The following is a 24,326-nucleotide window of genomic DNA, read 5'->3' on the forward strand; positions in this document are numbered from 1 at the left end:
ACCTGGGAGGATGTTGTGGCACAAGGACGAGCTCGTGCAGCACTTCGGGCAGGCCGTCCACCGTTGCGGTCACCGGGGCGCCCGCCGGTAAACCGGACACGCGAGAAGCGGCAGTTCTGGCGAAAGATCGCCGAGGGGGTGTCCAGCGAGGACGCCGCCATCGCCTGCGGTGTGTCGCAGCCGCTGGGGCCGCGGTGGTTTCGCGAGGGTGGCGGCATGCCGCCGATCAGCATGGACGAGCCCTCGGGCCGCTACCTGTCGTTTGCCGAGCGTGAGGAGATCGCGCTGTTGCGCGCGAAGGACCGCGGGGTGCGGGAGATCGCCCGCGAGCTCGGACGCTCGCCGTCGACCATCTCGCGCGAGCTGCGGCGCAATGCCGCCACCCGTGGAGGGAGGTTGGACTATCGGGCTTCGGTCGCCCAATGGCACGCGGACCGGCAGGCTCGCCGCCCCAAGTCCTGCAAGCTCAAGCAGAATCCGCGGTTGCGGGAGTGGGTGCAGGACCGGCTGGCCGGGACCGTGCGTACGGAGGACGGCAGCGAGGTGGCCAGCCCGGAAGTACCGTGGAAGAAGCGGCGGCACGGCCGCAGGGCGGACCGACGGTGGGGGACGGCATGGAGCCCCGAGCAGATCGCCCGCCGACTGCCGCTCGACTTCCCCAAGGACGACACGATGCGCATCTCGCACGAGGCCATCTACCAGGCATTGTTCATCCAGGGCCGGGGCGGGCTGCGGCGCGAGCTGTCCGCCTGCCTGCGCACCGGACGTGCCCTGCGGGTTCCCCGGGCCCGAACCCAGGGGCGGGGCAAGAAGTTCGTCACCGATGAGGTGAAGATCAGCGAGCGGCCGGCCGAGGCGGAGGACCGGGCGGTCCCTGGACACTGGGAAGGCGACTTGATCATCGGGCTGAACAGCTCGGCGATCGGCACGCTGGTCGAACGCACCACCCGGTTCACGATGTTGCTGCACCTGCCGCCGATGCCCGGCCACGGCGGGCCCCGGGAGAAGAACGGCCCGGCACTGGCCGGACACGGGGCCACAGCGGTGCGGGATGCCATCGCCACCACGATCAGCTCACTGCCCGAGCAGCTGCGCAGGACACTCACGTGGGACCAGGGCTCGGAGATGGCCGAGCACGCCCAACTGCGCATCGACAGCGGGCTGGAGATCTACTTCGCGAACCCGCACAGCCCCTGGCAGCGCGGCACGAACGAGAACACCAACGGACTGCTGCGGCAGTATTTCCCCAAGGGAACCGACCTCTCCCGCTACGACCGCCGCGAGCTCGACGCCGTCGCCACCACCCTGAACGGCCGACCACGCAAGACCCTCGGCTGGAAGACTCCGGCCGAAGCCCTCAACGAGCAGCTATAGTCGATCCAACAAGCTGGTGTTGCAACGACCGGTTGAACCTGAGCAGTACAGCGCGGCCGCCTTCGCCGAGGTCTGCCGCCGGCACGGCATCCGCCGCAGCATGGGCCGGGTCGGCTCGAGCTACGACAACGCCCTCGCCGAGTCGTTCTTCCAGGGCCTCAAGCGCGAGTTGCTCCACGAAAGGCGCTGGGTCTCCACGGCACAGGCCCGGCTCGAGCTGTTCCGCTGGCTGTCGTACTACAACCGGCGCCGTCGGCATTCCGCGCTCGGCTACCTCACACCAGCCGAGTTCGAACAGCAACTGATCACGTCACGTACGCTGACACTCGTCGCGTGAAACCCGGTGTCCACTCCCGGGGATCAAACTCAGACGGTCGCACGAAGCGGTCCTCGACAGGATCGACGAGTGTGGCTTGCTGGATCTGTCCCGCACGGTCCTCGACTCTGCGCACGTGCGGGCCAAAGGGGGGCGAACTCACAAGTCCGAGCCCCGTGGACCGGGGCAAGGCGGGTTCCAAGATGCACGTCCTGTCGGACGCGAACGGACTGCCCCTCGTCGTCGGCGTCTCCGCCGCCAACACGCACGACAGTCTCGGACTGAAACCTATGATGGCCGGTCTCCTATCGAGGGTCGTGCCCCCTGTGGTGGTGTAGTCGGACCGATCTGGTCGTTGTTGGGGTAGATCTTGTCCATGCTGCCTTCGGGGAGGTAGCGGCGTGGGAAGGCGATCCACTCGTCGTGCATCTCGATGAGCACGGCGGTGGTGAGTCGTTCGAGGGCGTCGGGGTTGGGGAAGATCTGCACGACGTCGGTCCGGCGTTTGATCTCGCGGTTGATCCGCTCCAGCGGGTTGGTCGACTGGATCTTCTTCCAGTGCCGATCAGGGAAGTCCGCGAACGCGGTCAGGTCCTCCTTCGCCTCCAGGAGCAGGGCCCTGACCTTGGGGAACTGGCGGCCGAGCATGTCGGCGACGGTGTCGAGCTGGGCCCGGACGGCTGCGGCGTCAGGCTGGGCGAAGATCGTGCGGATGGTCGCGGCCACCATTTCCGCGGAGTCCTTCGGGATCATCGCGAAGACGTTGCGCAGGAAGTGAACGCGGCATCTTTGGTAGCCGGCGCCGAGTATGACTTTGCGCACGGCCTTGACCAGACCCGAGTGGTGGTCGGCGATGACCAGGCGGACCCCGTTCAGGCCCCGTTCGCGCAGGGAGCGCAGGAACTCGCTCCAGAACGCCTCGGTCTCGCTGTCGCCGACCATCAGTCCCAGCACTTCGCGTCCGCCGTCCTCGGTGATGCCGGTGGCGATCACCACGGCCTGGGACACGATCTGGTGGTTCACCCGCGCCTTGCAGTACGTCGCGTCCAGGTAGATGTAGGGGAATCGGGTGTGGTCCAGCGGGCGGGTGCGGAAGGCGGTGAGTTCGGCGTCCAGTCCGGCGCAGAGCCGGGAGACCTCGCTATTGGAGATCCCGGTGTCCGCGCCCAGGGCCCTGACCAGGTCGTCCACGCTGCGGGTGGACACTCCGTGGACGTATGCCTCAACGATGACGGCGTAAAGGGCCCGGTCGATACGGCGGCGGCGTTCGAGCAGGCTGGGGAAGAAGGTGCCGGTGCGGACCTTGGGGATGGCCAGGTCCAGGTCTGCGGCCTGCGTGGTCAGCACTTTGTCGCGGTGACCGTTGCGCCAGGTCGTACGGGTCTCGGCGTGCTCGCCGGGCTCCGCGCCGATGTGGGTGGTGGCCTCGGCCTCGATGAGTTCCTGCAGGATCCGCTGGGCCAGGACCCTGATCAACTCGATTCCGTCCGCCGTACGCAGTGACTCCATCAGCCGGAGTAAGTCATGCTGGGACAAGGCCATCGCGTCACCTCTCTCAACGAGCTTCGCTACTCGGAGAGTTGCGCGATGGCCGCCTCATGACCAGGGGCTATGCGGAGATCGCTGCTACACCACTCGACGGGACACCATCCCGAAGTGGGCGCGGTTGGCGGAGATGAAGTCCCAGCGGCAGGGTCTCACTTCACCTCCCGGGCGAAATGGGCGGCTGCCCGACGCAAGATCTCGCGCTCGAGTTGCCACTCCTTCTCCGCCTTCAGCAGCCGGGCATTCTCCGCCCGCAGCCGGGCCAGCTCATCCGCCTCACTCCCGCCCGCGTCACGGAGCCCGGGCATGGCCTGGGCCTCGTCCTTGCGGACCCACGTCCGCTGCGACTCCGCGGTGATGCCGAGATCAGCGGCTACCGAGGCATACGTCCGCTTGCCGACCGCGGCGCGGTAGAGCGCGACGGCGTCCTTCCTGAACTCCTCCGGATACGGAGACCTGCGTCCCACCTGGGCATCCCTCCCTGGACCATCAAGATCCATTGTCAGGGTGTCCACTCCAAAGGATCAGCCTCACTGCAGCCAGACCGCCCGCAACCCTGGTCTCTTCCGAGTCAACCGCAGCAGTGCGCCCACATCCGGGCCTGCCGCCGACTACCGTGCCAACGGCGGGGCAACGGCACCGGGAAAGCAACGTGCCTCGGCTTCGTCGAACATGGCCGCGACGAGGCTCTCTCGGCTGCCCTTCGCACCGAGGTCGAAGGGGCGCTTCCAAGCCGACTGTGCGCCGACCGGGGCTTTTGGGGCCGTCAGCAGAACGTTCTGGAGTGCTTCGTCCAAGATCTCCATGAGGGCCTCGCTGCGGTGCCGGGCGCAGATCGCCGGAGCGTAGGTGCAAGGCGTCCGCGCTCTTCTGACGCCCTCGCCCGGCGCGGCCGGCCCTCAGTCCGGCAGGGCGTCTCTGAGCGCTTCGTCCAAACGCCGCGCCAGTTCCCCGTCACTGGGCGGGTTGTCTGTGAAGAGGGCGCCCAGCTCGGTGGTGAAGGTCTGGGTGAAGGCGCCGTACAGCGGGGTGCGGGGGCGGTGCACCGCCTGCTGGAGGGCGGGGAGCAGGATGGCGCCGGCGTACTCCGGGCGGCCGGCCGCGTCGCGGGGCACGGTGTCGGCGCTCTCCCCGGTCGGCGCCGCCGAGGGCGTCGCGGCGCCCACCGTGCACGTCACGGCGTCGTCCGTGTAGGCGGAGGTGCGCGTCGCCGCGAAACCGGCGTCCAGCAGGCAGCGTTCGCTCTCCTTGCCGGTCAGGTACTCGATCAGGTCGGTCGCCTTGGTCCTGCGCTGGGACGCCGCGGTCACGGCGAGGTTCTGGCCGCCGAGGACGGCCCGCCCCGGCAACGCGGTCACACCGAGCCGGTCGTCGTCGGGGAACGACTGGTGCAGGGCGGGATACACATACGGCCAGTGGCGCAGGAAGGTGGTGCGGCCCGAGGCGAAGTCACCGAGGGAGGCCGCCTCGTCGGAGTGGAAGGCGTCCGGGAGCACGTACGAGGCCTCGGTGCGACGGCGCAGCTCGCTGATGCCCTCGGTCAACTCCTCGACGGTGGCGGTGTAGTGGCCGTCTCCGCCGGTGAGCGTGAGGTCCGGTACGGCGGACGCGAACGCCTCCACGGCGTTGACCGTCCGCCCCTCGTACGCGGCGAGCTGGGTCGTCCAGCCCTTGTCGTAGCCGTCGGGCTTGTGGTCGCCGACGGCGTTGATCAGCGTCTTCAGTTCCGGCCAGTCCAGGCCGCCCGTCAGGTCGGTCTGCTCGACGTCCGCCTGGCTCAGGTGGTCGCGGCGGTAGTAGAGCAGGCCGACATCGCTGTTGAAGGGAGCGGCGTACACGTTGCCGTCCCAGCGGGCGGTGCTCGCGACGGGTGCGATGACGTCGTCGTCGAGCAGCGACTCGGGCAGTGGGCTGATCAGGTCCGCGGCGGCGAACTCCGGGACCCAGGTGACGTCGAGGTTGACCACGTCGTAGGCGGCGCTGCCGGACTGGAGCGCGCCGAGCAGTTGGCTACGCTGCTCGTCGGCGCTGCCGGGGAGTTCGACCAGTCGGGCCCGGTAGCCGGTGCCGGCCTTCTCCTGCTCGGCGTTCCAGGCGTCGATGAGCCGCTGGCGGACGCCGTTCTTGCCGGTGACGTCCCGGCCGCTGGCGACCACGATGTCGCCGGGCACGTCGGCGGAGGGCGGCGTCGCGGGTCCGCTTCCGCCGTCGCCGCCACCACTGCACGCGGTCGGCAGGAGCAGGCAGAGCGCTGCCGGCAGCGCCGCCAGGTGCCGCCGGGACTGTCGTCGCAGCTCTGCTCCGCGCATCAGGTCTCCCCCGTTCCGGTGCGCGCGACCTCGTCGTGGAGGGCGGCGCCGAGATCGTCGTCGGCGTCCAGGCACCGGCCGCCGCTGGCCTCCGAGATCCGGGCGTCCGGCTTCCCCGCGTCGCAGCCGCCGCCCTTGAGGGAGACCATCGCGACCGGCAGCCCTCTCGCGCGGGCGATGTCCAGGAGGCTGCCGAAGCCGTCGCCGGCGAGCCGGTCCGCGTCCTCGTCGTCGGTGACGAAGACGATCAGGCCGGGGCGTTCGTCGTCGGCGTCCCGGACCTCCATGGCGTCGAGCGCGGCCCGCAGCGCCCCGAGCGGGTTCGCCTCGGCGTCCCGGACCTGGGCCTCGCGGTCGATGGCGCGCTCGGCGTCCTTGCGGGAGTGCGCGCCGAAGGGGAGCAGAGTGTCGTACGTGTCCTCACCTGCGTCCGACACTGCCCACACGGCGTACTCGTCCCGGTCGCCGAGCCCGCCCAGCGACTGTTTCAGCAGGCCCGGCCCACCGCTGGGTCCCTCCCACTGGCCGACCATGGAGCCGGAACTGTCGAGCAGGAACAGCACGCGGCCGGGCCCATTGGCGCCCCGGTAGTCCTCCAACGACGCCTCCATCGCGTCCCGTCCGGCGGACTCCGTCAGCGGCGACGGTGCCCTCAGCACCCCTTCGGCGACCTCGGTGGAATCCAGCAGGGCCCGGTTGCCGGTGGCCGCGCGGAAGCCGTCTTGGGCGAAGGCCACCCGGCCGCCCTCGCCGGTGAGCCACTCCCGGAAGGCCTCCGCCTCACGGTCCCGGTCGGTCTCGTCGCGGTCGGCGCCCTGCCAGCGGACGCGGACGAAGACCGGCTCCAGCCCCGGAACGTCACCCGGGTACTGGGCCATGCGCGGGGTGCGGCGCGCGCTGTCGCAGCCGACGCCGCTCTTCAGGAGGAACTCGGGGACGAGGGCCGCGGTGCGGTTGTCGACGGCGTCGTCGTCGGGCAGCGTGCACAGCAACTCGGCGGCGGTCGGAGCGGGCGGCCCGGACTGGGCGACCCGGTCCTCGGCGCGGCGGGGGTCAGGGGCGCCAGCCGCGCCCTGGGTGCCGTACAGGGCGATCGTGGCCAGCAGTCCGGTGTCGGTGAACTCCGGGTCGGGGCGGCGCACCGCCGCGCCCGCGTGCCGTGCGCGCAGGTTGTCGATCATCCGGGTGAGCGGGGGGCCGGTACGGTCGTCCAGCTCATCGACGGCGATGCCCTGCGGGACGGCGAGCACGACGGGAGAGTACGCGAAGGGCTCCTGGTCGGCGTCCAGTTCGGCCACGGCGTCGGTGTCCTGCCCCGCGATGGCCCGGGCGGCGTCGGCGGGGGAAGCGGGTATCCACACGTCGGGCTGCGGGCCGACGTCGCGCTGCGGGTTGGTGTCGGCCTCGCGGGGTTCCTGCCAGGCACCGGTCTGCTTGCGCAGGGCGGTGACCGCGTCGGCGGCGCCCGCGCTGTAGACGGTGATGCCGCTGCGGCGGCAGTCGTCGCCGGTGGTGTTCGCCTCCGACGTCAGGTACGCGTCGGCTGCGGCCCGGACGGTCGGCTCTAGGTCGGGGTCGGTGAGCACCCGCAGTTCCAGGGGTGGCGCGCAGGAGGAGGGGCCGCCGGTCGGAACGAGATGACGGTAGACACCGATACCGAGGGCGGTCACGACCAAGACCAGCATGACGACGCCCCCGGCCACGAGCCGCCGCGTCCGCCGCCACTCCCGCCTCGTTCCGTCCTCGTCTCCCGTGTCACCCGCCCGCACACCGGCTTTTCCGCCGACGCCCGGGTCCTCCCGGAACCCGGACCCACCCCTACGACGGATCAACGCGCCCCACGCTGAGTCCATCCCGCCCAGCCGTCCGGCCAGAACCGCGCCGACCCGGCGGACGAGCCCGGGGTCGGGGTCGGGAGACCCGGGCCCAGGGACGGGGGCGGGATCAGGCGCGGGGCGAGGGACGGGGGCGTCAGGCGCAGGCGGGCTTCCGGTCCTCCCAGCCCCGGCGGCGAGCAGCACGTCCATGCCGGGCTCGGCGCGGCTCTCCGGTTCCCAGGCGTCACCCCGTACCGTCCGGTGACCCGCGGCGGACATCCGAGCCCGCAGACCGTCCACGAGGTCGCCGAACGACACGTCGCCGCCCGCTTCCAACAGCTTCACCAGTTCGGCGGTGAACGGCGTCGGCATGTCGGGATCACCCGCGTCGATGCGGTGATTGGGCTGCACGCTCATCAGCAGCAGCCGCCGTTTGTCGGGGGTCTGAGGGCGGACCCAGGCGGCGTTGCCGGCGAAGCAGCAGTCGAGGACGACCACGATCCGCCCGGCCGAACTCGCGGTGAGCATCGCTTGCGCCAGGCTGAACAGCACCGCGCCCGGGAAGACCGCGTGCCCGCCCGCGACCACGCGTGCGTTGCGCATCTGCAGGAACAGCTCGTCGCCCGCGTTCGGTATCGCCCCGTGCCCGGCGAAGTACAGCAGCAGGACGCCGTCCGCCTCGTTTGCGGCCTTCCAGAGCTCCTGGTCGAAGGTGCCCTGGTCGGGAGAGCGGCACACCGTGATCTCCCGCTCACCGAACACACCGCCGTGCCGCAGCGCCTCCGCCAGCCGGTTCAGGTTGTGTTTGACCGCGGGAAGGTCGCCGGGCACGCCGTCCGGCGGTGCCGTGTTGTCGTACTCGGACACTCCGACCAAAAGCGCCCGGTTCGCCTTCCCCCGCGGGTCGTAACCGGTCACCGGACGCCTACCTGTCGTCGGGCTGCACCGGCTCGACGCGCACCTGGGGCGGATCGCCTTCCTCCACCGCACGGCGGTTGGCCTGCCAGGCCTCCACGGATCGTCTGACCTGGTCCACCACGCCCTGGAACAGCGCGCCCGCGGCGCCCCCGAGCACCGCCACGACGATGTCCATGCCGGTGCCCATAGGGGTACCGGCCTCGTCGGTCCGGCTCTGTTCGGTGATGCGGAGCTGGTCGATCCGGGCCAGGTCGGCGAGCGGTTTCTCCCGTTCCAGCCACTTGTGCAGGGCGACGATGTCAGTCGCCCTCTCGGTTCCGTCGAGCCGGATCCGGATACCGCGCGTCACCACACCGTCCCCCTCAGCCATAACTCACCATCATGACACCGCTGTTGCGCGCAGGCTAGGGTCCGTACACCGCTGCCGTGCCGTCCACGCGGGGAGCGCACGCCGTCCTTGCCCCCGGGACTACGCCTTTGGAGCCTGTCCACCCGGGACCGTGGTCCGACCAGCCGGGCACCGACGACAGTTAGCGTCCCACCATGCGTATAGGACTACTTGGCACCGGCAACGTCGCCCGAGCACTGGCCCCCGGATGGAGGGACGCAGGACACGACGTGCTCCTCGGTTCGCGTCGGCCCGAGGATCGGACAGACCTTGGTCTCCCCGTGGCGGACCTGAGTGAGACAGCCGCCCACGCAGAGGTTCTGGTCAACGCCACCCCAGGGGCCGTTTCCGTGGAACTGCTGCGCTCCATCGGCGCGCCGGCGCTGGCCGGCACCGTGCTGATCGATGTGGGGGTCGGCCTCTCCGACGACTTCACCGAGCTCTCAGTGGACGGTTCGTAAGGCGATGTCCGTTTCCGGCTGTGGTTGGAGCAAGGTCGCTGGTGGGGATTGCGTCGGCTATTGCTTCCTGGCGAAGTTGCCGGTGTCGGCCTCGGTGAGGATCCCGAGTTTGACCAGGCGTTTCAGCTTGGCGCGGGTGCCTTCGACGTTCTTCGGCAGCAGTTCGTGACCGAGGGCTTCGCAGACGTCCTTGGCCCGCAGCGGCCCGGTCGCGTGGTTGAAGGCGGCGAGGATGCGGGGGTAGTCCGGGTGCTCGGGCAGCTCCGGCGCGACGGCGGGGAGCCGGTCGGCGAGGCCGGTGACGGTCTTGCGAGTGATCGCGAGGTGCTCCAGGTGTGTCTCCGCCTCCCGCAACCTGGTCTGCAGGCCGCCGATCTGTGCGCGGAGATCGTCGGCCAGGGCCCGGGCGGCATTACGGGCTTCGTGATCATTGGGGTGTCGTAGCTCAACGATCACGAGGTGGCCCGTGCCTGCCGCTGTATCCTCTCTCATCCCGCCGGTGTTGGTGAGGCTGGGTCCGCTGGACCTCGGCCAGATCGCTGACCTGCGGCCTTTCCTGGAGTTGGTGCCCAACCCGCGTGCGAGGCGGGGCCGCTGGTACTCGCTGAGGCCGCCTCGTCCGCCACCGGCGGAGCAACCGAACGCGAGCGCCGACGTGAAGCGGTGTACGAAGCATGCGTAACCGCACTGGAATCCCTCGTCGAGGAGGGCGTCTTCGGCACGGCCCGTATCAGGGTCGCGGTGTTCGCCGTTTCCGACGTCGAGGATCCGGTGCGGGAGGTGGAGTGGATCCGCCGCCTCAACCTGCCGAGCCGGAGCCGTGATGTCTGGGCAGACGCCGTAGCATCGCGATCATGAGCTACGGCATGCACATGCTGCGGTGGCCACCAGGGTTGTCAGTGGAGGAAGCCCTCGAAGCTGAGGAGGACGCCGCCGGGGGACCGCGGGCACTTGCCTTCCGCTGGAGGCAGGCGACGAGGTGTTCGGCATGTGTCCAGGACTCCTTGCGGGCCCGCTCGGCGAAGTCGAGCCGTTCTGGCACGTCCAGCAGTGCCGGGGCCTTCACCGCCCGCGCTGGAAATGCCGAGCCAGCAGCAGTCTGCTGACCGGTGCGGCGGCTGGAGGCCGTGGCAGCGGCGTGGACCGGTCATGAGAGCCGAGGGGACCTCACGTGGCCTGCGGGCACATTCACGGCGACGGCTTTGAAGAACGTGTAGTGGAAGGTTCCGTCGTGGGCCGTCCGGTGCAGGTCTGCGATCCCCCGGTCCCAGTCAGCCGGAGTGATCAGGGCGGCGGCCAGCGCGTTGTCCCGAACGGATTCGACCATCGCGATGAAGGTGCTGCGGGTGAATCCGTCGACCCACCCGGGCCGGGTCCGGTCGGCGTAGACCGTGCGCGGACGGACTTCAACGCCGCCGTATCCGGCGCCGGCCAGCAACGGCTGCAGTTGCCGGCCGAGCAGCGCATTGCCTCCGGCTGCCGACTGGAGGCGGATCTGGCAGTCGATCACTGCCCGGGCATGCGCGCTGTCGGGGTGGAGGACCGCCGATCCGTGGTCCCCCTCGATGACGGTGACGGTGCCCCCGGGCCGCAGCACGCGCCGTAGTCGGGCCAGCGCCCGCCGGGGATCCGTCACGTGTTCCAGGACGAAGCACACGAAGGCGTGGTCGAACTCCGCGTCGGCGAAGGGAAGGTCGAACACGTCCGCGCGGCACCATTCCACTTGCGCCTCTGGCGCGATGTGGGCGACGTGCGTGCGGGCCTGCGCGAGCGACTCCTCGGACTGGTCGACCGCGACAAGGTGCGCCCCAGGACTGGAACGGAGCAGATGGACCGTCTGAGCGCCGACCCCGCAGCCGAGCTCCAGCACTCGACTGCCTGCGGGGTAGGTGGTGCCGGCATGCAGCAGCTGCGCGAGCGTGTCCGCCTGGTCCCCCAGCCGACGGCCCTCACGCTGTGAGTATCCGTGTACGTAGCCGACCGCCGGGACAAGGGCGGAAGGTGTTGTGGCGATGTCCATGGGTCCACCCTGCTGCCACTATGGTCCGGTGAACAGATCCAATGAGGGCACTTCTCACCGGTCCATAGCGCCTGGGGCCGACTTCCTTCATCTGGCCGTCGACGAGGCGCCGAGCGGCGGGAAGTGCGAGTGGCTGGCCCAGCAGATCCGGCTCGCGCTGGCGGACGGGCGACTGCCGGTGGGAAGCAGGCTGCCGGCCACCCGGGTCCTGGCCGGCGAACTGGGCGTATCGCGCGGCGTGGTCACCGAGGCCTACCAGCGCCTGATCGAGGACGGATGCCTCGCCGGACGAGGGCGCAACGGAACGGTCGTCGTCGCCGCACCCGCGACGGCAGCAGCAGCCAGGCCACCCACCCGCGCCAGTCCGCCGTCACCTCGCTCATTGTTCACCGCCGCGCCCCCTGCAGACGTCTTCGACGCGATGCGCGCGGCTCGGTCCCGGATCGACTTCTCCCCAGGAGTTCCCGATCTCGCCGCGTTCCCGCGAGCGGCGTGGCTGCGCGCCGAACGCCGCGTCCTGGATCACCTTGCGGCATCCGACCTCGGATACGGAGATCCACGCGGTGCGCCGGCGCTCCGCGTGGCCGTGGCGAACTGGATCGCCCGCAACCGCGGTATCCGGGCGGACCCCGGCGACGTCCTCATCGTCGCGGGCACCGCCCAGACGCTCACCCTCGTGGGGCAGGTGCTGCACAGCGACGGCGTCTCCACCGTGGCCATGGAGGACCCCGGCTCCCTGGGAGCCCGTCAGCACTTGCACAACTGCCGGTTGGGCACCCCGCCCGTCGCGGTCGACTCGGAAGGAGTGCGTGTCGACGAACTGCGTGCCACGGGCGCGGCGGCCGTCCTGCTGACACCCGCCCACCAGTTCCCCACCGGTGTCGTCCTTCGCGGCAGCCGGCGCAGCGAACTGACACACTGGGCACGTGAGAGCGGCGGGCTGATCATCGAGGACGACTACGACGCCGAGCACCGCTACGACCGGACGCCGGTGCCGGCCCTACGGTCCGTGCTCGCCGAGAACGTCTTCTACGCCGGGAGCGTGTCGAAGCTCCTCGCCCCGGCCCTGCGCATCGGGTGGCTTCTCGCCCCGCCGAAGTACCGTGACGCCCTCGTGGATGCCAAGCGGTTCGCCGATCTCGGCAACGCGGCCCTGCCGCAACTCGTCCTGGCCCAGTTCATGGAATCGGGCGCGATGGAACGTCAGTTGCGTCACCTGCGCAGGCACCACCGCCGCCGACGGGACGCCATGGTGAAGGCCGTCGCTGCTCACCTGCCGGGCGCGATCGTGCACGGTGCCGCAGCGGGCCTGCATCTGACGATCACCTTCGAGGCCGGGTTCGCCGACACGGACGTCGCGGCCGCGGCACTCGCGCGGGATGTGAAAGTGCACCCCTTGTCCTGGCACTGCCAGCGCCCCCGCCGGCCGGGACTGGTCCTGGGCTACGCCGCGAGTCCGCCGACCGACATCGACGAGGGAGTGGCGACACTCGGCGACGTACTCAGGCGGATGGCCTGACGGGCAGATCAGGGGTCGTGCGCTGCTGAACTGAAGCCCGTCGTCGATCTCGCGCCGCAGCTCCGCGTGGGCGAGGTGGCCGCAGTTCCCGGGCAGATGGGCGGCGAACGCCGCGGACCTGCTGCAGGCTCTGCGGTGGCCCGGTCCTCGGGGAGGCGGCACCACCCGGACGACGGCACCACCCACCCGGGGCAGGCCCTGGGCCCGGAGTGGTATCACTGGTACCGTTGGTGTCATGAAGGAGCAGAAGGCCATGAGCCTGCGTTTCCCCGACCCCGAGCAGCGGGCCGCGATCGCCGCCGCCGCCCGGCAGGAAGGGGTGAGCATGCAGGAGTACATCCTCTCCGCCGCCTACGCCCGTGCCACCGCGGTCGAGAACACGTTCCTCGACGCTTTCCGGGAGTCGATGACGCGCAGCGGCGACGTGTTCGCCGCCGAGCCCGGCACGACGGACCCGTCAGCGGAGCAGCGGGCCGCCGAGCAGCGGGCCCTCGCCGAACTGGAGCAGCCGGAAGCGGGCCGGGCCGCGTGACCCAGCCCGAGCCCGGCCCCGCAGCCCATCCGCTCGACGTCGCCTACCTCCTCCACGCCGCCGAGCTCCTGCCCGGGGACCCGCAGGTCGACGACCTCGGCCCGCTGTACGCGGCGGTGGCCCGGGTCAACGCCCGCGCCATGGAACGCGACATCTACGGCACACTGAACCTCAAGGCCGCCGCCCTGCTGCAGACCCTGGCCAAACTCCCCTGCCTCGAGCACTCCAACGAGGCCTTCGCCTGGCACTGCACCGAGGCCTACCTCGCCCTGGGCGGCCGCCGCCTCGCCTACGACCCCAAGGACGCTCTCGCCCTCGTCCGCGACGCCGCCACCGGCGCCCTCGGCGTCCCCCGCATCGCCCGCCAGCTCCGCGACTGGACCACCCCCTGACCCGGGTGTTCCCGGGGCCGCACCGGGCAGCGAGGGCCGGAACGGGGCGCCGCCCTCCAGGAGGCGGCGCTCAGGCTCGCCAAGAGGGGGTTCGGCCGTGCGCGTTCACCACCGGCTACGTACCGCCATGCCGGCAGTGAACCGGTTCCACGAGCCCGGACTGCGGTCGGCCCCGGCGTTCTTCACGGCACGGTGAGCTCTTCCGGCGCCGGGTACGACGCCTGTGCCGACGCCGTCGGCGCACCCTGCGCACCGGGCGTCACCACCACCGGTAGCGGGTACCGCGCGCCGGGTTCCGTACCGCCTCTCCATGTGCTCGAAGCCGTGTCCGCGGGACACGGACCGCGATTGCCCGTCGCCCGGCTCATCGCGGTCTAGCGTGCGGTCATGACTGTGATCGGTACGGGCAGCACGGGGGACGCACGTGAATCGCCCTACCCGGAGAGCCCGGCGCGGCTGGTCGCTCTCTCCGACGGGATCTACGCCATCGCCATGACGCTCCTGGTGCTCGACGTCTCCATCCCCGAGGGCTTGGACGCCGCGGGCTTCCGGTACGAGATGAGCCAGGTCTGGCCCAAGCTCGGTGCCTACGCGCTCAGTTTCGCCGTCCTCGGCGCCTTCTGGCGCGACCAGCGCCAGATCCTCCATCAGGTGCGGCGTGCCGACATCCTCACGGTACGCCTGACCCTGGCCAGCCTGGGCGCGGCCGCGCCGCTGCCCTTTCCCACCGCGTTGCTGTCCGAGTACGGAGGCGAGCAGCCGCTGGCCGTGTCCTGCTACGTAGCCACCATCGCCGTGATCAGCCTGCTGCACCTCGCGCTGTTCACCAGCATCTGGCGGCGCGAACGCCTTCAGGCCCGGCCGATCCCCGACCGTGTCGGCTGGACCACGGTTACGGAGCAGGGCGCGGTCGCCCTGCTCTGCGCGGCCTCAGTGGTGATCGCCTTCGCCGTGTCCCCTCAGGTGGCGCTGGGGACCTGGCTTCTGTCCCTCCCCCTCAAGCACGCGATCCGCTGGCGCAGCCGAACCCGCCGCGCATCCGGCACGACGTGAGCGAGCGAGAGCGGCTCGGCACCACTGCGGAGTCCCCGGGCCGGCGGTTGGCCGCGGCGGCCCGGATGGCGGGCGGGCCGTCGAACCCGGCCCCCGAACCGGGCGCGGCGCCCGCCTTCTTCATGGACCCCGCCCGGGCGCACACGGAACACGGGAGACCGATGCGCCGCCCACGGCACCATCGCGACACGCCTGATGCGGGGGACCGCCCCGGCTGCATGCGCCGCGATGGCCGGGACTGCTCCGCCCCGTCCACCGGCGTCTCCTCCCCCGTCCGAAGCGGGTCGTGACGCCGGCATCAGGCCCGGTCGAAATCCAGCCAGACGCGTGGGCGGATGGTGAACGATCGGCCCAGGATGACGTTCTTCCCGAGCCACCGGACCGATGGATACAACGAGGTGGCATTCCGGCTGCGGCGCCGTTCGGTCAGCGGCGGAAACAGCCCGGTGAGAAGTTTCCGAATTCAACGGAATCAATTGTTCCGACCATGCGCCGTCATCGTTCCGTCATAAGCGGCCGCACGGTTTCCGCCATCACACAGAGCAACGCTGGGCAAACGACGAGTGGTGATCGTCACAGACCCGCAGCGTGAGACCTCCCGGATCGGTGCGATAACGTCGACGTGCAGCGCACCGGCGTCAGGGATTTCCTGCCGCCGGACGACGTCCCGCCGACGGTGAAACCGGAATTTTTCGACGGCTTCACCGAACGAGAACATGACGCGGACAAAGATGTCCTGACGTCTGTTCACGATTCACCGCGACGCCGCGCTGCGTGAACGAGAAACCACCGGGGAGAGGTTTGTGTACAACAGTCGATTAGAGTCCATCGGAGCTTATCTGCCACCGGCTTCCATGAGCACTCCGGAACTCCTCGCCCGCATGGAGAAGGCGCCTGAGTTCGACCTTCTGAGAATTACCGGAATGGCCGAGCGCCGGGTCGCGGACGACACCGCCGGCACCCCCGAGGACTGCCGCACCATGGCCCTCTCGGCGGCCCGCGCGTGCCTCGGTCGCTCGCGCTACGCCGCAGAGCAGATCGACGTCGTGATCTCGTGCTCCATCAGCCGCACGACGGACGGCCGGCGCCACCAGTTCGAGCCTTCGTTCGCCCGGCGCATCGCCGGGGAACTCGGCGCGCACAGCGCGATCCACTTCGATGTGTCCAACGCCTGCGCAGGCATGATGACCGGCGTCCATCTCCTGGACCGGATGATCCGCACCGGTGAGGTGCGCAACGGTCTGGTGCTCAGCGGAGAGCACATCACGCCGATCGCCTTCACCGCCGCGCGCGAGATGGCGGACAGCCGGGACCCTCAGTTCGCCTCGCTCTCCGTCGGCGACTCCGCCGTCGCCGTCATCGTCGACCGCGCCGCCGACGACGCCGACGTCATCCACGACATCGAGCTGATGACCTGCTCGGAGTACTCGCACCTGTGCCTGGGCATGCCCAGCGACGACACCGGCGACCTGGCCATGTACACCGACAACAAGGAGATGCACGCCGAGGACCGTCTCTCGCTGTGGCCGGCCTTCCACCGCGACAGGCTCGCCGACGACGGCCGCCGGTTCGCCGACGAGGGGTACGACTTCGTGATCCAGCACCAGGTCGGCAGCCGCTTCATCGACTTCATGAACCGCGTGGGCGAGAACATCTTCGGCACACCGATGCCCGAATCGCTCTCGGTCGTCGAGAAGTTCGCCAACACCGCGACCACATCCCACTACCTGGTGCTGCACCAGGCACTCGTGGAGCGCCGCATACCCAGGGGCTCGAAGATCCTCATGGTGCCCGCCGCCTCCGGCGTGGTGACCGGGTTCCTGTCCGCGACCGTCTCCTCCCTGGAGGTATGACCATGGCCACCGTCATCACCTCGACGGCGCTCAGCCCGGCCGACGAGACCGGCAGCGCCATCGGATACGCGGCATCCGCCGGTCGTGCGTGTCTGCGGCGAGCGGGGCTCACCCCCGGGGACATCGACGTGCTGATCAACGTCGGCGTCTACCGCGACTCCAACGTCTCCGAGCCCTCGGTCGCCGCGCTCATCCAGAAGCGCATCGGCATCAACCTGGACTATCTCCACGCCGCCGACAGGCGTGCCGCGTTCTCGTTCGACCTGATGAACGGTGCCTGCGGCGTGCTGAACGCCGTCCAGGCCGGAGGTTCGCTGCTGGCGGCCGGCAGCGCCCGCCGGGTCCTGGTGGTCTCGGCCGACACCCACCCGTCGATGGACCCGGCCAGAGCGGGGACGGCTGAGTTCCCGTATGCGAGCACCGGCGCGGCTCTGCTGCTGGAGCGCGAGCACGGCACCCGGGGCTTCGGGCGGGTGCACCACCGCTCGCCGCGGGGCGCCCATGGCGTCAACGGATATCTGCCGCTGTACGAGGCAGGCTCCGAAGGCCGCAGCACCATAGCCGTCGACCGCGACGGCGGCGTGGTGGAGCGGATGCTCGATCTCGCCGTCGACTCGGTGCGCGGCGCGCTGGCAGCCGAGTACGGTACGGAAGCGGCCCAGGCGCCGACGGTCCTGGACCGCACGCTGCTGATCACCTCTCAGCCGTCGCACGACTTCGCCTCCCGCCTGTCCAAGCGCCTGGGCCTGGCATCCGATGCAGCGGTGACCGTCGAAGGGCTCACCGGCGACCCGCACACCTCCGCGCTCACCTACGGCTTCACACAGGCCCGGGACTCGGGACGGCTCACGGGCCACGACCGGATCCTCTTCCTCGCCGTCGGCGCGGGCCTGAGCTCGGCGGTGTCGCTGTACCGGCTGACCGGCGACACCGAGGGAGCCGCCCGCTGATGTCCGGCACCGTGACCGGGACGACCCGGAACGCGTCCCTGGCCGAGCTGCTCGCCCGGCACGCCGCCCGTACCCCCGGCAGGACGGCCGTCGTCCATCCCGCCAGGAGGCAGGGCTCGTCCGGGCCACCCGCCTACACCTCGGTCGGCTACGGCGACTTCGCCGCCCGGGTCACCGCATGCGCCGCCGGTCTCCGCGCTCGGGGCATCGGCCGCGGCACCCGTACGGCCCTGCTGGTGACTCCCGGCGCCGATCTGCTCGTGCTGGTCTTCGCCCTGATGCACACGGGCGCGGTGCCCGTGGTGGTCGACCCCGGCATGGGACTGGGCCGCATGCTGGACTGCATCCGCCGGGTGGGAGTCCAGGCCTTCATCGGCGTACCGTCCGCGCACCTGCTGCGGCGCCTTCGGCCGCGTGCCTTCGCCGGAGTGAAGAGCGTGATCACGCTGCCCCGGGAAGACGGGCTCGGGGAGCTGGCCGCGCTCGGCGCGGGCCGGCCGCACCTTCCCCCGCAGGCGTCCGGGCCGGACGACATCGCACTGATCGGCTACACCACCGGCAGTACGGGTCCGGCCAAGCCGGTCGAGATCACCGTCGGCATGCTGCGGGGGATGGCGCACGGCGTCGAGGCCGGCCACTTCACCGCCGACATGACCAGCACCCTGGTCACCATGCCGCTGATGGGTGTGTTCGACCTCGCGGCGGGCCGCACGGTGGTGGTGCCGAGGATGAACATGGGCCGCGTCGGCGCCGCCGACCCGGTTGTGCTCACCGACGCGATCCGTCGCTTCGGGGTGAACGCCATGTTCGCCTCGCCCGCCCTGCTGGGACCGCTCTCGGCCCATCTGGCGGAAACCGGCGCCCGGGTGCCGTCCCTGCGTCTGATCGTCTCCGGTGGAGCCCCGGTGAGTCCCGGGCTGATGAGCGCGCTGCGCGCCGTACTGCCCCACGACGCGGACGTGTTCAGCACCTACGGGTCGACCGAGGCGCTGCCGATGGCGCTGGTCGAGAGCAGGGAGGCACTGGCCGGACCCGCGGACGGCCCGGCCGCCGCCCTCGGTGTCTGCGTGGGGCGGCCCGCACCCGGCGCGACGGTCCGCACCATCGAGGTCAGCGACGGTCCGGTTCCCTTCTGGACGCCCGGGCTTCCCGTCGCCGAAGGCGAGATCGGCGAGATCGTGGTCAGCGGCCAGGCGGTCAGCCCGCGCTACTTCCGCTCCCCCGGGGCCGATGCCGCGCACAAGATCCAGGACGGCGGGCGTCGCTGGCACCGCACCGGTGACGTCGGATGGATCGACGGCGAGGGCCGCATCTGGTTCTGCGGACGCAAGAGCCACCGGGTCCGCACGGCCAACGGCGACCTGCACACCGTGCGCTGCGAAGGGGTCTTCAACGCCCACCCGCAGGTCAGACGCACAGCGCTGGTGGGCTTCGGCCCGCACGGCGAGCAGCGGCCCGTACTGTGCGTGGAGCTCGAAGCGGACGCGGGTCCGGGGCACTGGCCGCGGATCGAGCGCGAGTTGCGCGCTCTGGGCGCCGGCAACCCGGTGACCAAGGGGATCGACGACTTCCTGCCGCACCCCGCCTTCCCCGTGGACATCCGCCACAACGCCAAGATCCGCCGGGAGCTGCTGGCCGGCTGGGCCGAGGACCGGCTCACCGGCAGTCGCCGCCCGGCCGCCGCGGACCGGGCGCTGCGCGCCGTCCCGCTGCTCGGCTGGGCCTATCTGGCCGCCTGGCCGCTGCTGCCCTGGGACCACGTGGCACTGACCGCGTTGTGGTGGATCGACGCCTTTCTGAGCGTCGTCGTCCATGCGCTCCAGATACCGTCCGCCCTGCGCATGGAGCAGGAGCTGGCCACCGGGCGAAGGCCCTGGGCGACGGCCGCGCTGACGATGCTGTTCGGTGCGACCTGGTGGCGCCGGCGCGGCGGCCGGCCGAAGGGGGCGGCCGCGTGAAGGTACTGGTGACGGGCGCGTCGGGGTTCCTGGGCAGCCACATCGTCGACGCCTGCCTGCGCGCGGGAGACACGGTGCGGGTCCTCGTCCGCGAGGAGAGCGACCTCGGCCATCTGCGCACCGTCGCGGGCGTCGAGTTCGCGTACGGGGATCTGCGTGACACCGCGTCCCTGCGAAGGGCGACGGCAGGCGTCGACGTCGTGCACCACAGCGCGGCCCGGGTCACCGACCGCGGCACCCGCGCCCAGTTCCGGGACGAGAACGTCCGGGGCACCGAACGCCTGATGGCGGCGGCCCGGCGGGCCGGGGCACGGCGCTTCGTGTTCATCAGCAGCCCCAGCGCGCTGATGGGCGTCCGCGGCGGAGACCAGCTCGGCATCGACGAGAGCGAGCCCTACCCCGCACGCCACCTCAACCTCTACTCGGAGACCAAGGCCGAAGCGGAGCGCCTGGTCCTGGCCGCGGACCGCAGGGAGTTCACCACCGTCGCACTGCGCCCGCGGGCCGTGTGGGGCCCGCGCGACACTTCCGGTTTCATGCCCCGGCTGATCGCGAAGATGATGACGGGACGTCTGCCCGACCTCTCCGGCGGCAGGCCGGTGTACGCCTCGCTGTGCTACTGCGAGAACGCCGCCGACGCCTGTGTACGGGCGGCGCGTGCCGACGGGGTCGGCGGCCGGGCGTACTTCATCGCCGACCGGGAGCCGGTGGAGGTGTGGAGCATGCTCGCCGTCCTCGCCGGAAGGTTCGGGGGCAAGCCCCCCACCCGGCAGGTCTCCCTCGGTCTGCTGCGGGCGCTCGCCGCCACGGCGGACACGCTCTGGAAGCTGCCGCCGCTGGCCAGGCACTCCTCCCCGCCGCTCTCCCGGTACACGCTGGCCCTGCTGACGCGTTCGGCGACGTACGACACGTCGGCCGCACGGCGGGACCTGGCCCCGCCGCCGGTCGCCCACGACGTGGGGATGGCCCGGCTCGAGGCCTGGATCGACGGCATCGGCGGCGTCAACGAGTACATCAGGAAGGTGCGGTAGTCATGAGCAGGCAGCACGCCGCGGTGAGCGGCGGTGCCGGTACCGGGTCCCTTGGCCGGGCGGTCTTCCGCCGCCCCGTCTCCCCCACCGAGTGGTCCTACCTTGCCGCCGCCCGGCTGGGCGGCGAACTGCTGGTGCTGCAGCTGGTGGTCGAGGGCACCGGGCCGATCGACGCCCTGGCCCTCGGCCGTGCCGTGGCCGAGGCCTCGGCGTCATGCCCCGGCTCGCGGCTGGTGCGCCGCGGCAGGATGTGGGCCGACAGCGGAACTCCGCCACGGGTCGTGGTCGCCGAAGGAACGCCGCTGGACCGCACCGCGCTCACGGGAGCGCCGGAGCTCGTCGCGCCGCTCGCCCACGCGGAGGGCCGCCCGGCCTGCGAAGTGCTGCTGCTCACCGGCGAACCCGGCACCGTGGTCTTCAGGGCGTCCCACGCCGTGATGGACCTCAAGGGCGTGTCGGTCTGGGCCGCGGAGGTGTTCCGGGCCCTGCGGGGTGAACCCCCGCGGGGCGCCGCGGACCCGCTGACCGACCACGCGCTCCTGGACGCGGTGGGCAGGACCGGGCAGCGGCCCCGACTCGGGCTCGACCGGCGCTCACCGCTCGGCGGCCGGCCCGGCAGCGGTGCGGTGTGGCGGCGGCGTACGGTGCCGGGCCGCCATCCGGCGCTGGCCGCCAAGGTGGCGGCCGCGGTCGCGGAGGGCGTACCCGGCCCGGCGGCCCGGATCATGGTGCCCGTGGACCTGCGGCGTCACGCCCCGGGTGTGTCGTCGACGGCCAATCTGGCCCTGCCGGTCTTCCTGGACGTCCCGTCCGGCCAGAGCGCGAACGCCGTGCAGCGGCGGCTGCTGGGCGCGCTGGCCTCCCGGCGGGAACTGGCGGGCGGCGCGGAATCGGCCCTGGCGCGCCTTCCGCTTCCCGCGGCGGCGGCCCTGCTGGGCGCGTCACGCGCCGCCACCCGGGCACGGCACCGGTACCCGGCATCGGCCATCGTGTCGAACGCCGGCCGACTGACGCCGGCCGACTTCCAGGCCGGGGGGTTCACCGCGAGGACCGTGTACGCCCTGCCCGTGCACGCTCCCCTGGTACCGGTCAGCATCGCGCTGCTGGAACTGCCCGAGCACATCGAGCTGGTGGTCTCCGCCCGTGGGGCCGCTGACGTCGGCGAGCGCTGCGAGGCCCTGCTGGATCGCATCGGCTCCGCGCTGGGCGCGGACGCGCCGGCCTCGTGCCCGCCGCCCCCGGCGGCGCCGCGGGAGCCCGGCGCCGCCGAGCTGCTGCTCGCGCCCGGGCCCGGCGGCCTTCCCTCACTGGACGACTCGGTGGTGCAGCAGTTCCGGGCGCAGGTCGCCCGCCGGCCGGACGCGCCCGCGGTGCTCGGCGACGGCCTGCGGTGGTCGTACGCGGAACTGGACCGCCGCTCCGACGCCGTCGCGGCCGCACTGCTCGCCCGCGGCGTCCGGCGCGGCGAGGTCGTCGGGGTCCTGGCGGACCGTTCGGCGCTGGGCCTGGCCGGGGTCTGGGGCGTACTGAAGGCGGGCGCCGCCTTCCTGCCCGTCGACGTACGCAATCCGGCGCGGCGGGTCGAGGAACTGCTGTGCGACGCGGAAGCCCGCATCTGCCTGGCGGAGAGGGCCTGGTGCGACCGGGCTCAGGGCAGCGGTTGCACGACGCTCCTCCTCGAGCACGTCGCGGGCGACGGAGCGACCGCCGACGAGCGCGGCCGCGCGGCCCTCGCCGCCGCCGCTCCGGGCCCCGACGATCTGGCGTACGTCATCTACACCTCGGGCTCCACCGGCAGGCCCAAGGGCGTCCAGATCGAGCACCGCAGCCTGACCAACGTCGTCGGGTGGATCGCCCCCTTCATGCGCTGCGACGAGGAGACCCGGGCCGCGTACTCCTTCTCCCCCGGATTCGACCTCTCGGTCATGCAGATCTTCGCGCCCCTCGTGCACGGCGGTGCCGTCGTGCCGGTGCCCGGTGAGCTCGACCACGTCAAGCTGCGCGAGTTGTTCTCCGGACGCCTGGCCAACACCCTCGGGATGACGCCGACCCATCTCGATCTCGCGTGGCGCCTCGGAGTCCGCGCCACGCACATCCGCGCGCTCCAGTCCGGCGGCGAGAACCTCACCACGGCGACCAGCGACCGGGCACGCGCGTCCTTCGGGCCCGACTGCCTCTTCGTGAACGTCTACGGCCCCACCGAGGCCACGGTGGCCTGCACCGTCGCCGTCGTCGGCGACGGCGACGGCACCGGGCGCCCGTCCGCACCGATCGGAGTGCCGGTGCACCGCACGTCGCTGGCCGTACTCGACGAGCGGGGCCAGGAAGTCCCGGACGGCGAGCCGGGTGAACTCCACGTGACGGGAGTGCAGTTGGCCCGCGGCTACCTCGGCCGCCCCGACCTGACGGCCGAACGCTTCGTGTACCTCCCGGACGGCCGGCGCGCCTACCGCACGGGTGACCTGGTGCTCCGCCTGCCCGACGGGCAACTGGAGTACGCCGGACGGATCGACTCCCAGGTGAAGATCCGCGGTCACCGTGTCGAGCCGGGCGAGGTCGAGGCCGCGCTCACCGCTCTGCCGGACATCGCGCAGGCCGCGGTGGTCGCCCGCCGCAGGAACGACACCGGCGCGCAGGCGCTGTGCGCTTTCGTGGTGCCGGTCCGCGGCTCCGCCGTCTTCGACGAGGCGGCCGTACGGGCGGATCTCGGGCGCTCGCTGCCGTCCCACCTGGTGCCGACGGTGGTGTGTACGGTCACCCGGCTGCCGGAGACGACCAGCGGCAAGACCGACCGCGGCGCGCTGCCGAACCCCTTCGACGGAGCACCCGCACCCACGGAGGCGCCCGACGTGCCGGACCCCGCCACCGGACCGCGTCCCGAGGGGGCGGCAGACGAGCCGGACCCCGGTGTGGCCGCGGTGACGGCCGGGATCTGGGCCCGTGTCCTGCGCTGCGATGCCGCGGACCTCGATGCCTCGTCCGACTTCCACGCGCTGGGCGGCGACTCGCTCCTCGTCCTGGAGATGCTGGCAGCGCTGGGCCGGGAGCTGCCGGGGAGGGACGCGGAGCAGCGGTTCCTGACCCGGCTCGGCCCTCTGAGCGACACCCTGACGCTCGGCCGGGTGGTCGAGGCCGTCGAGGCGCTGCGGAGCGAGTCGTGATCTTCGTCGGAGAGGGCGCCCTCCTGTGGCGCGCCGTTCGGCACACCCTCGACAGCGGCCTGCCCGTGGACCTGGTCTGCGGTCCTCCCCCGGCCGTGAACGCCGCCCGGCCCGATGTCCCCTTCCGTGCCGCCACGGACGTCAACTCCGTGGCGGCCGAACTGGTCGCCGCCAGCACGGACGGCGTCGTCTGGTCGCTGAACAACCGGATGATCTTCCGTGCGCCGGTGCTGTCCAGCGGGCTGCGCGTCCTCAACGTCCACCACGGTCCGCTGCCCGCCTACCGGGGGCTGCCGGCAGTGGCCCTGGTCTACGCGATGCTGCGTGGCGAGCGGGAGTTCGCCGCGACCCTCCACCAGGTGGACGCGGGAATCGACACCGGGCCCGTGCTGGCCGCCGACCGCTATCCGATCGGGCCCGACGAGCCGTTCCACACGGTTCTGCGCCGCGGGCTGCAGATCTGCCATGGGCTCTTCGAGCGATGCCTGCCGCTGGTGGCGGCCGACCCCGCCTGGAACGGCGGGCCGGACCGGCCCGGCGGCGCCGGCCCCGGTGGCTACTTCGGCCGCAGGGAACTGGCCCGTCTACCGCGGTACCGGGACCACCCCAACTTCGGCCGGGCCACCGACCTGGGCTTCCTGGCGGGCTACCTCCCGGAGCTCGCCGCGGTCCTGGGATGAGGCGACCCCGGGTCGTGCGCGAGGACATGGTGCGGCGTCCGCGCCCTCG

19 protein-coding genes and 4 pseudogenes are annotated in these 24,326 nt (G+C 71.6%); 16 read left to right on the top strand and 7 right to left on the bottom strand.

Going from position 1 to position 24,326, the window contains the following annotated elements; translation table 11 throughout:
- The first annotated feature begins 15 nt into the window (after positions 1-15).
- The 3 genes and pseudogenes from DDW44_RS00085 to DDW44_RS00095 form a co-directional block, all read left to right on the top strand.
- Positions 16-1,374: an IS30 family transposase gene (locus tag DDW44_RS00085; protein WP_167455462.1), complete on the top strand. Its 1,359-nt coding sequence runs from the start codon at positions 16-18 to the stop codon at positions 1,372-1,374.
- 43 nt (positions 1,375-1,417) lie between these two features.
- A pseudogene (locus DDW44_RS00090) lies at positions 1,418-1,711 on the top strand (integrase core domain-containing protein); the annotation flags it as partial.
- A gap of 34 nt (positions 1,712-1,745) precedes the next feature.
- Positions 1,746-1,986 (top strand): annotated as a pseudogene (locus DDW44_RS00095) (transposase); the annotation flags it as partial.
- Here DDW44_RS00095 and DDW44_RS00100 read toward each other — a convergent pair.
- From DDW44_RS00100 to DDW44_RS00130, 5 genes and pseudogenes are all read right to left on the bottom strand, one after another.
- Positions 1,979-3,232, bottom strand: a complete 1,254-nt coding sequence (locus DDW44_RS00100; RefSeq protein WP_244223929.1) for an IS256 family transposase — start codon at positions 3,230-3,232, stop codon at positions 1,979-1,981. The pseudogene DDW44_RS00095 and the gene DDW44_RS00100 overlap by 8 nt on opposite strands.
- A gap of 105 nt (positions 3,233-3,337) precedes the next feature.
- Positions 3,338-3,702 (bottom strand): annotated as a pseudogene (locus DDW44_RS00105) (transposase); the annotation flags it as partial.
- Positions 3,703-4,134: 432 nt separating this feature from the next.
- Complete coding sequence (locus DDW44_RS00120) at positions 4,135-5,544, bottom strand: extracellular solute-binding protein (RefSeq protein WP_108905119.1); 1,410 nt, start codon at positions 5,542-5,544, stop codon at positions 4,135-4,137.
- Positions 5,544-8,279, bottom strand: coding sequence for a substrate-binding domain-containing protein (locus DDW44_RS00125; protein WP_108905120.1), 2,736 nt, complete (start codon positions 8,277-8,279; stop codon positions 5,544-5,546). Before DDW44_RS00125 ends, DDW44_RS00120 begins: the two co-directional genes overlap by 1 nt.
- A 7-nt stretch (positions 8,280-8,286) precedes the next feature.
- A complete protein-coding gene (locus DDW44_RS00130; RefSeq protein WP_108905121.1) occupies positions 8,287-8,649 on the bottom strand; it encodes a hypothetical protein in 363 nt (120 codons plus the stop codon).
- A 173-nt stretch (positions 8,650-8,822) separates the two neighbouring features.
- On the opposite strand from DDW44_RS00130, the pseudogene DDW44_RS00135 reads away from it, so the two are divergent.
- Positions 8,823-9,113, top strand: a pseudogene (locus tag DDW44_RS00135) (NAD(P)-binding domain-containing protein); the annotation flags it as partial.
- A 72-nt stretch (positions 9,114-9,185) separates the two neighbouring features.
- On the opposite strand, the gene DDW44_RS00140 reads toward DDW44_RS00135, so the two are convergent.
- A complete protein-coding gene (locus DDW44_RS00140; protein ID WP_244223930.1) occupies positions 9,186-9,620 on the bottom strand; it encodes a hypothetical protein in 435 nt (144 codons plus the stop codon).
- Between the two features lie 102 nt (positions 9,621-9,722).
- On the opposite strand from DDW44_RS00140, the gene DDW44_RS33430 reads away from it, so the two are divergent.
- Complete coding sequence (locus DDW44_RS33430; RefSeq protein WP_108905123.1) at positions 9,723-9,986, top strand: DUF4303 domain-containing protein; 264 nt, start codon at positions 9,723-9,725, stop codon at positions 9,984-9,986.
- 289 nt (positions 9,987-10,275) lie between these two features.
- Here the strand turns inward: DDW44_RS33430 and DDW44_RS00160 are convergent, their stop codons facing one another.
- Positions 10,276-11,148: a methyltransferase domain-containing protein gene (locus tag DDW44_RS00160; RefSeq protein WP_108905124.1), complete on the bottom strand. Its 873-nt coding sequence runs from the start codon at positions 11,146-11,148 to the stop codon at positions 10,276-10,278.
- 28 nt (positions 11,149-11,176) lie between these two features.
- Between DDW44_RS00160 and pdxR the strand changes: the two genes are divergently transcribed.
- The 11 genes from pdxR to DDW44_RS00210 all read left to right on the top strand — a co-directional run bounded on the left by pdxR (position 11,177) and on the right by DDW44_RS00210 (position 24,277).
- On the top strand, positions 11,177-12,667 hold the full coding sequence (pdxR, locus tag DDW44_RS00165) for a MocR-like pyridoxine biosynthesis transcription factor PdxR (RefSeq protein ID WP_108905125.1): 1,491 nt from the start codon (positions 11,177-11,179) through the stop codon (positions 12,665-12,667).
- Positions 12,668-12,920: 253 nt separating this feature from the next.
- Entirely contained in the window at positions 12,921-13,199 is a 279-nt protein-coding gene (locus DDW44_RS00170) for a type II toxin -antitoxin system TacA 1-like antitoxin (protein WP_027735072.1), read from the top strand.
- Entirely contained in the window at positions 13,196-13,591 is a 396-nt protein-coding gene (locus DDW44_RS00175; protein WP_017946892.1) for a toxin Fic, read from the top strand. Before DDW44_RS00170 ends, DDW44_RS00175 begins: the two co-directional genes overlap by 4 nt.
- Before the next feature lie 387 nt (positions 13,592-13,978).
- A complete protein-coding gene (locus DDW44_RS00180; RefSeq protein ID WP_244223931.1) occupies positions 13,979-14,644 on the top strand; it encodes a TMEM175 family protein in 666 nt (221 codons plus the stop codon).
- Positions 14,645-15,266: 622 nt separating this feature from the next.
- Complete coding sequence (locus tag DDW44_RS31860; protein WP_166802783.1) at positions 15,267-15,422, top strand: hypothetical protein; 156 nt, start codon at positions 15,267-15,269, stop codon at positions 15,420-15,422.
- Between the two features lie 76 nt (positions 15,423-15,498).
- A complete protein-coding gene (locus tag DDW44_RS00185; RefSeq protein ID WP_244223932.1) occupies positions 15,499-16,497 on the top strand; it encodes a 3-oxoacyl-ACP synthase III family protein in 999 nt (332 codons plus the stop codon).
- 2 nt (positions 16,498-16,499) lie between these two features.
- A complete protein-coding gene (locus DDW44_RS00190) occupies positions 16,500-17,447 on the top strand; it encodes a beta-ketoacyl-[acyl-carrier-protein] synthase family protein (protein WP_240800538.1) in 948 nt (315 codons plus the stop codon).
- A complete protein-coding gene (locus tag DDW44_RS00195; protein WP_108905128.1) occupies positions 17,447-19,405 on the top strand; it encodes a fatty acid CoA ligase family protein in 1,959 nt (652 codons plus the stop codon). Before DDW44_RS00190 ends, DDW44_RS00195 begins: the two co-directional genes overlap by 1 nt.
- Positions 19,402-20,436, top strand: a complete 1,035-nt coding sequence (locus DDW44_RS00200; RefSeq protein ID WP_240800537.1) for an NAD-dependent epimerase/dehydratase family protein — start codon at positions 19,402-19,404, stop codon at positions 20,434-20,436. Before DDW44_RS00195 ends, DDW44_RS00200 begins: the two co-directional genes overlap by 4 nt.
- A gap of 2 nt (positions 20,437-20,438) precedes the next feature.
- On the top strand, positions 20,439-23,597 hold the full coding sequence (locus DDW44_RS00205; RefSeq protein WP_108905129.1) for a non-ribosomal peptide synthetase: 3,159 nt from the start codon (positions 20,439-20,441) through the stop codon (positions 23,595-23,597).
- Positions 23,594-24,277, top strand: coding sequence for a formyltransferase family protein (locus tag DDW44_RS00210; protein WP_108905130.1), 684 nt, complete (start codon positions 23,594-23,596; stop codon positions 24,275-24,277). Before DDW44_RS00205 ends, DDW44_RS00210 begins: the two co-directional genes overlap by 4 nt.
- Positions 24,278-24,326: the final 49 nt, after the last annotated feature.

Origin of the sequence: Streptomyces tirandamycinicus, assembly GCF_003097515.1 — a bacterium.
Lineage (GTDB): Bacteria > Actinomycetota > Actinomycetes > Streptomycetales > Streptomycetaceae > Streptomyces > Streptomyces tirandamycinicus.

Excerpts from the sequence above, each read along its gene's own strand:
- DDW44_RS00190 (WP_240800538.1), top strand. The coding sequence starts at position 16,500 with ATGGCCACCGTCATCACCTCGACGGCGCTCAGCCCGGCCGACGAGACC.
- DDW44_RS00180 (WP_244223931.1), top strand. The coding sequence starts at position 13,979 with ATGACTGTGATCGGTACGGGCAGCACGGGGGACGCACGTGAATCGCCC.
- DDW44_RS00195 (WP_108905128.1), top strand. The coding sequence starts at position 17,447 with ATGTCCGGCACCGTGACCGGGACGACCCGGAACGCGTCCCTGGCCGAG.
- DDW44_RS00130 (WP_108905121.1), bottom strand. The coding sequence starts at position 8,649 with ATGGCTGAGGGGGACGGTGTGGTGACGCGCGGTATCCGGATCCGGCTC.
- DDW44_RS00100 (WP_244223929.1), bottom strand. The coding sequence starts at position 3,232 with ATGGCCTTGTCCCAGCATGACTTACTCCGGCTGATGGAGTCACTGCGT.
- DDW44_RS00205 (WP_108905129.1), top strand. The coding sequence starts at position 20,439 with ATGAGCAGGCAGCACGCCGCGGTGAGCGGCGGTGCCGGTACCGGGTCC.
- DDW44_RS00160 (WP_108905124.1), bottom strand. The coding sequence starts at position 11,148 with ATGGACATCGCCACAACACCTTCCGCCCTTGTCCCGGCGGTCGGCTAC.
- DDW44_RS00170 (WP_027735072.1), top strand. The coding sequence starts at position 12,921 with ATGAGCCTGCGTTTCCCCGACCCCGAGCAGCGGGCCGCGATCGCCGCC.
- DDW44_RS00140 (WP_244223930.1), bottom strand. The coding sequence starts at position 9,620 with ATGAGAGAGGATACAGCGGCAGGCACGGGCCACCTCGTGATCGTTGAG.
- DDW44_RS00120 (WP_108905119.1), bottom strand. The coding sequence starts at position 5,544 with ATGCGCGGAGCAGAGCTGCGACGACAGTCCCGGCGGCACCTGGCGGCG.
- DDW44_RS00185 (WP_244223932.1), top strand. The coding sequence starts at position 15,499 with ATGAGCACTCCGGAACTCCTCGCCCGCATGGAGAAGGCGCCTGAGTTC.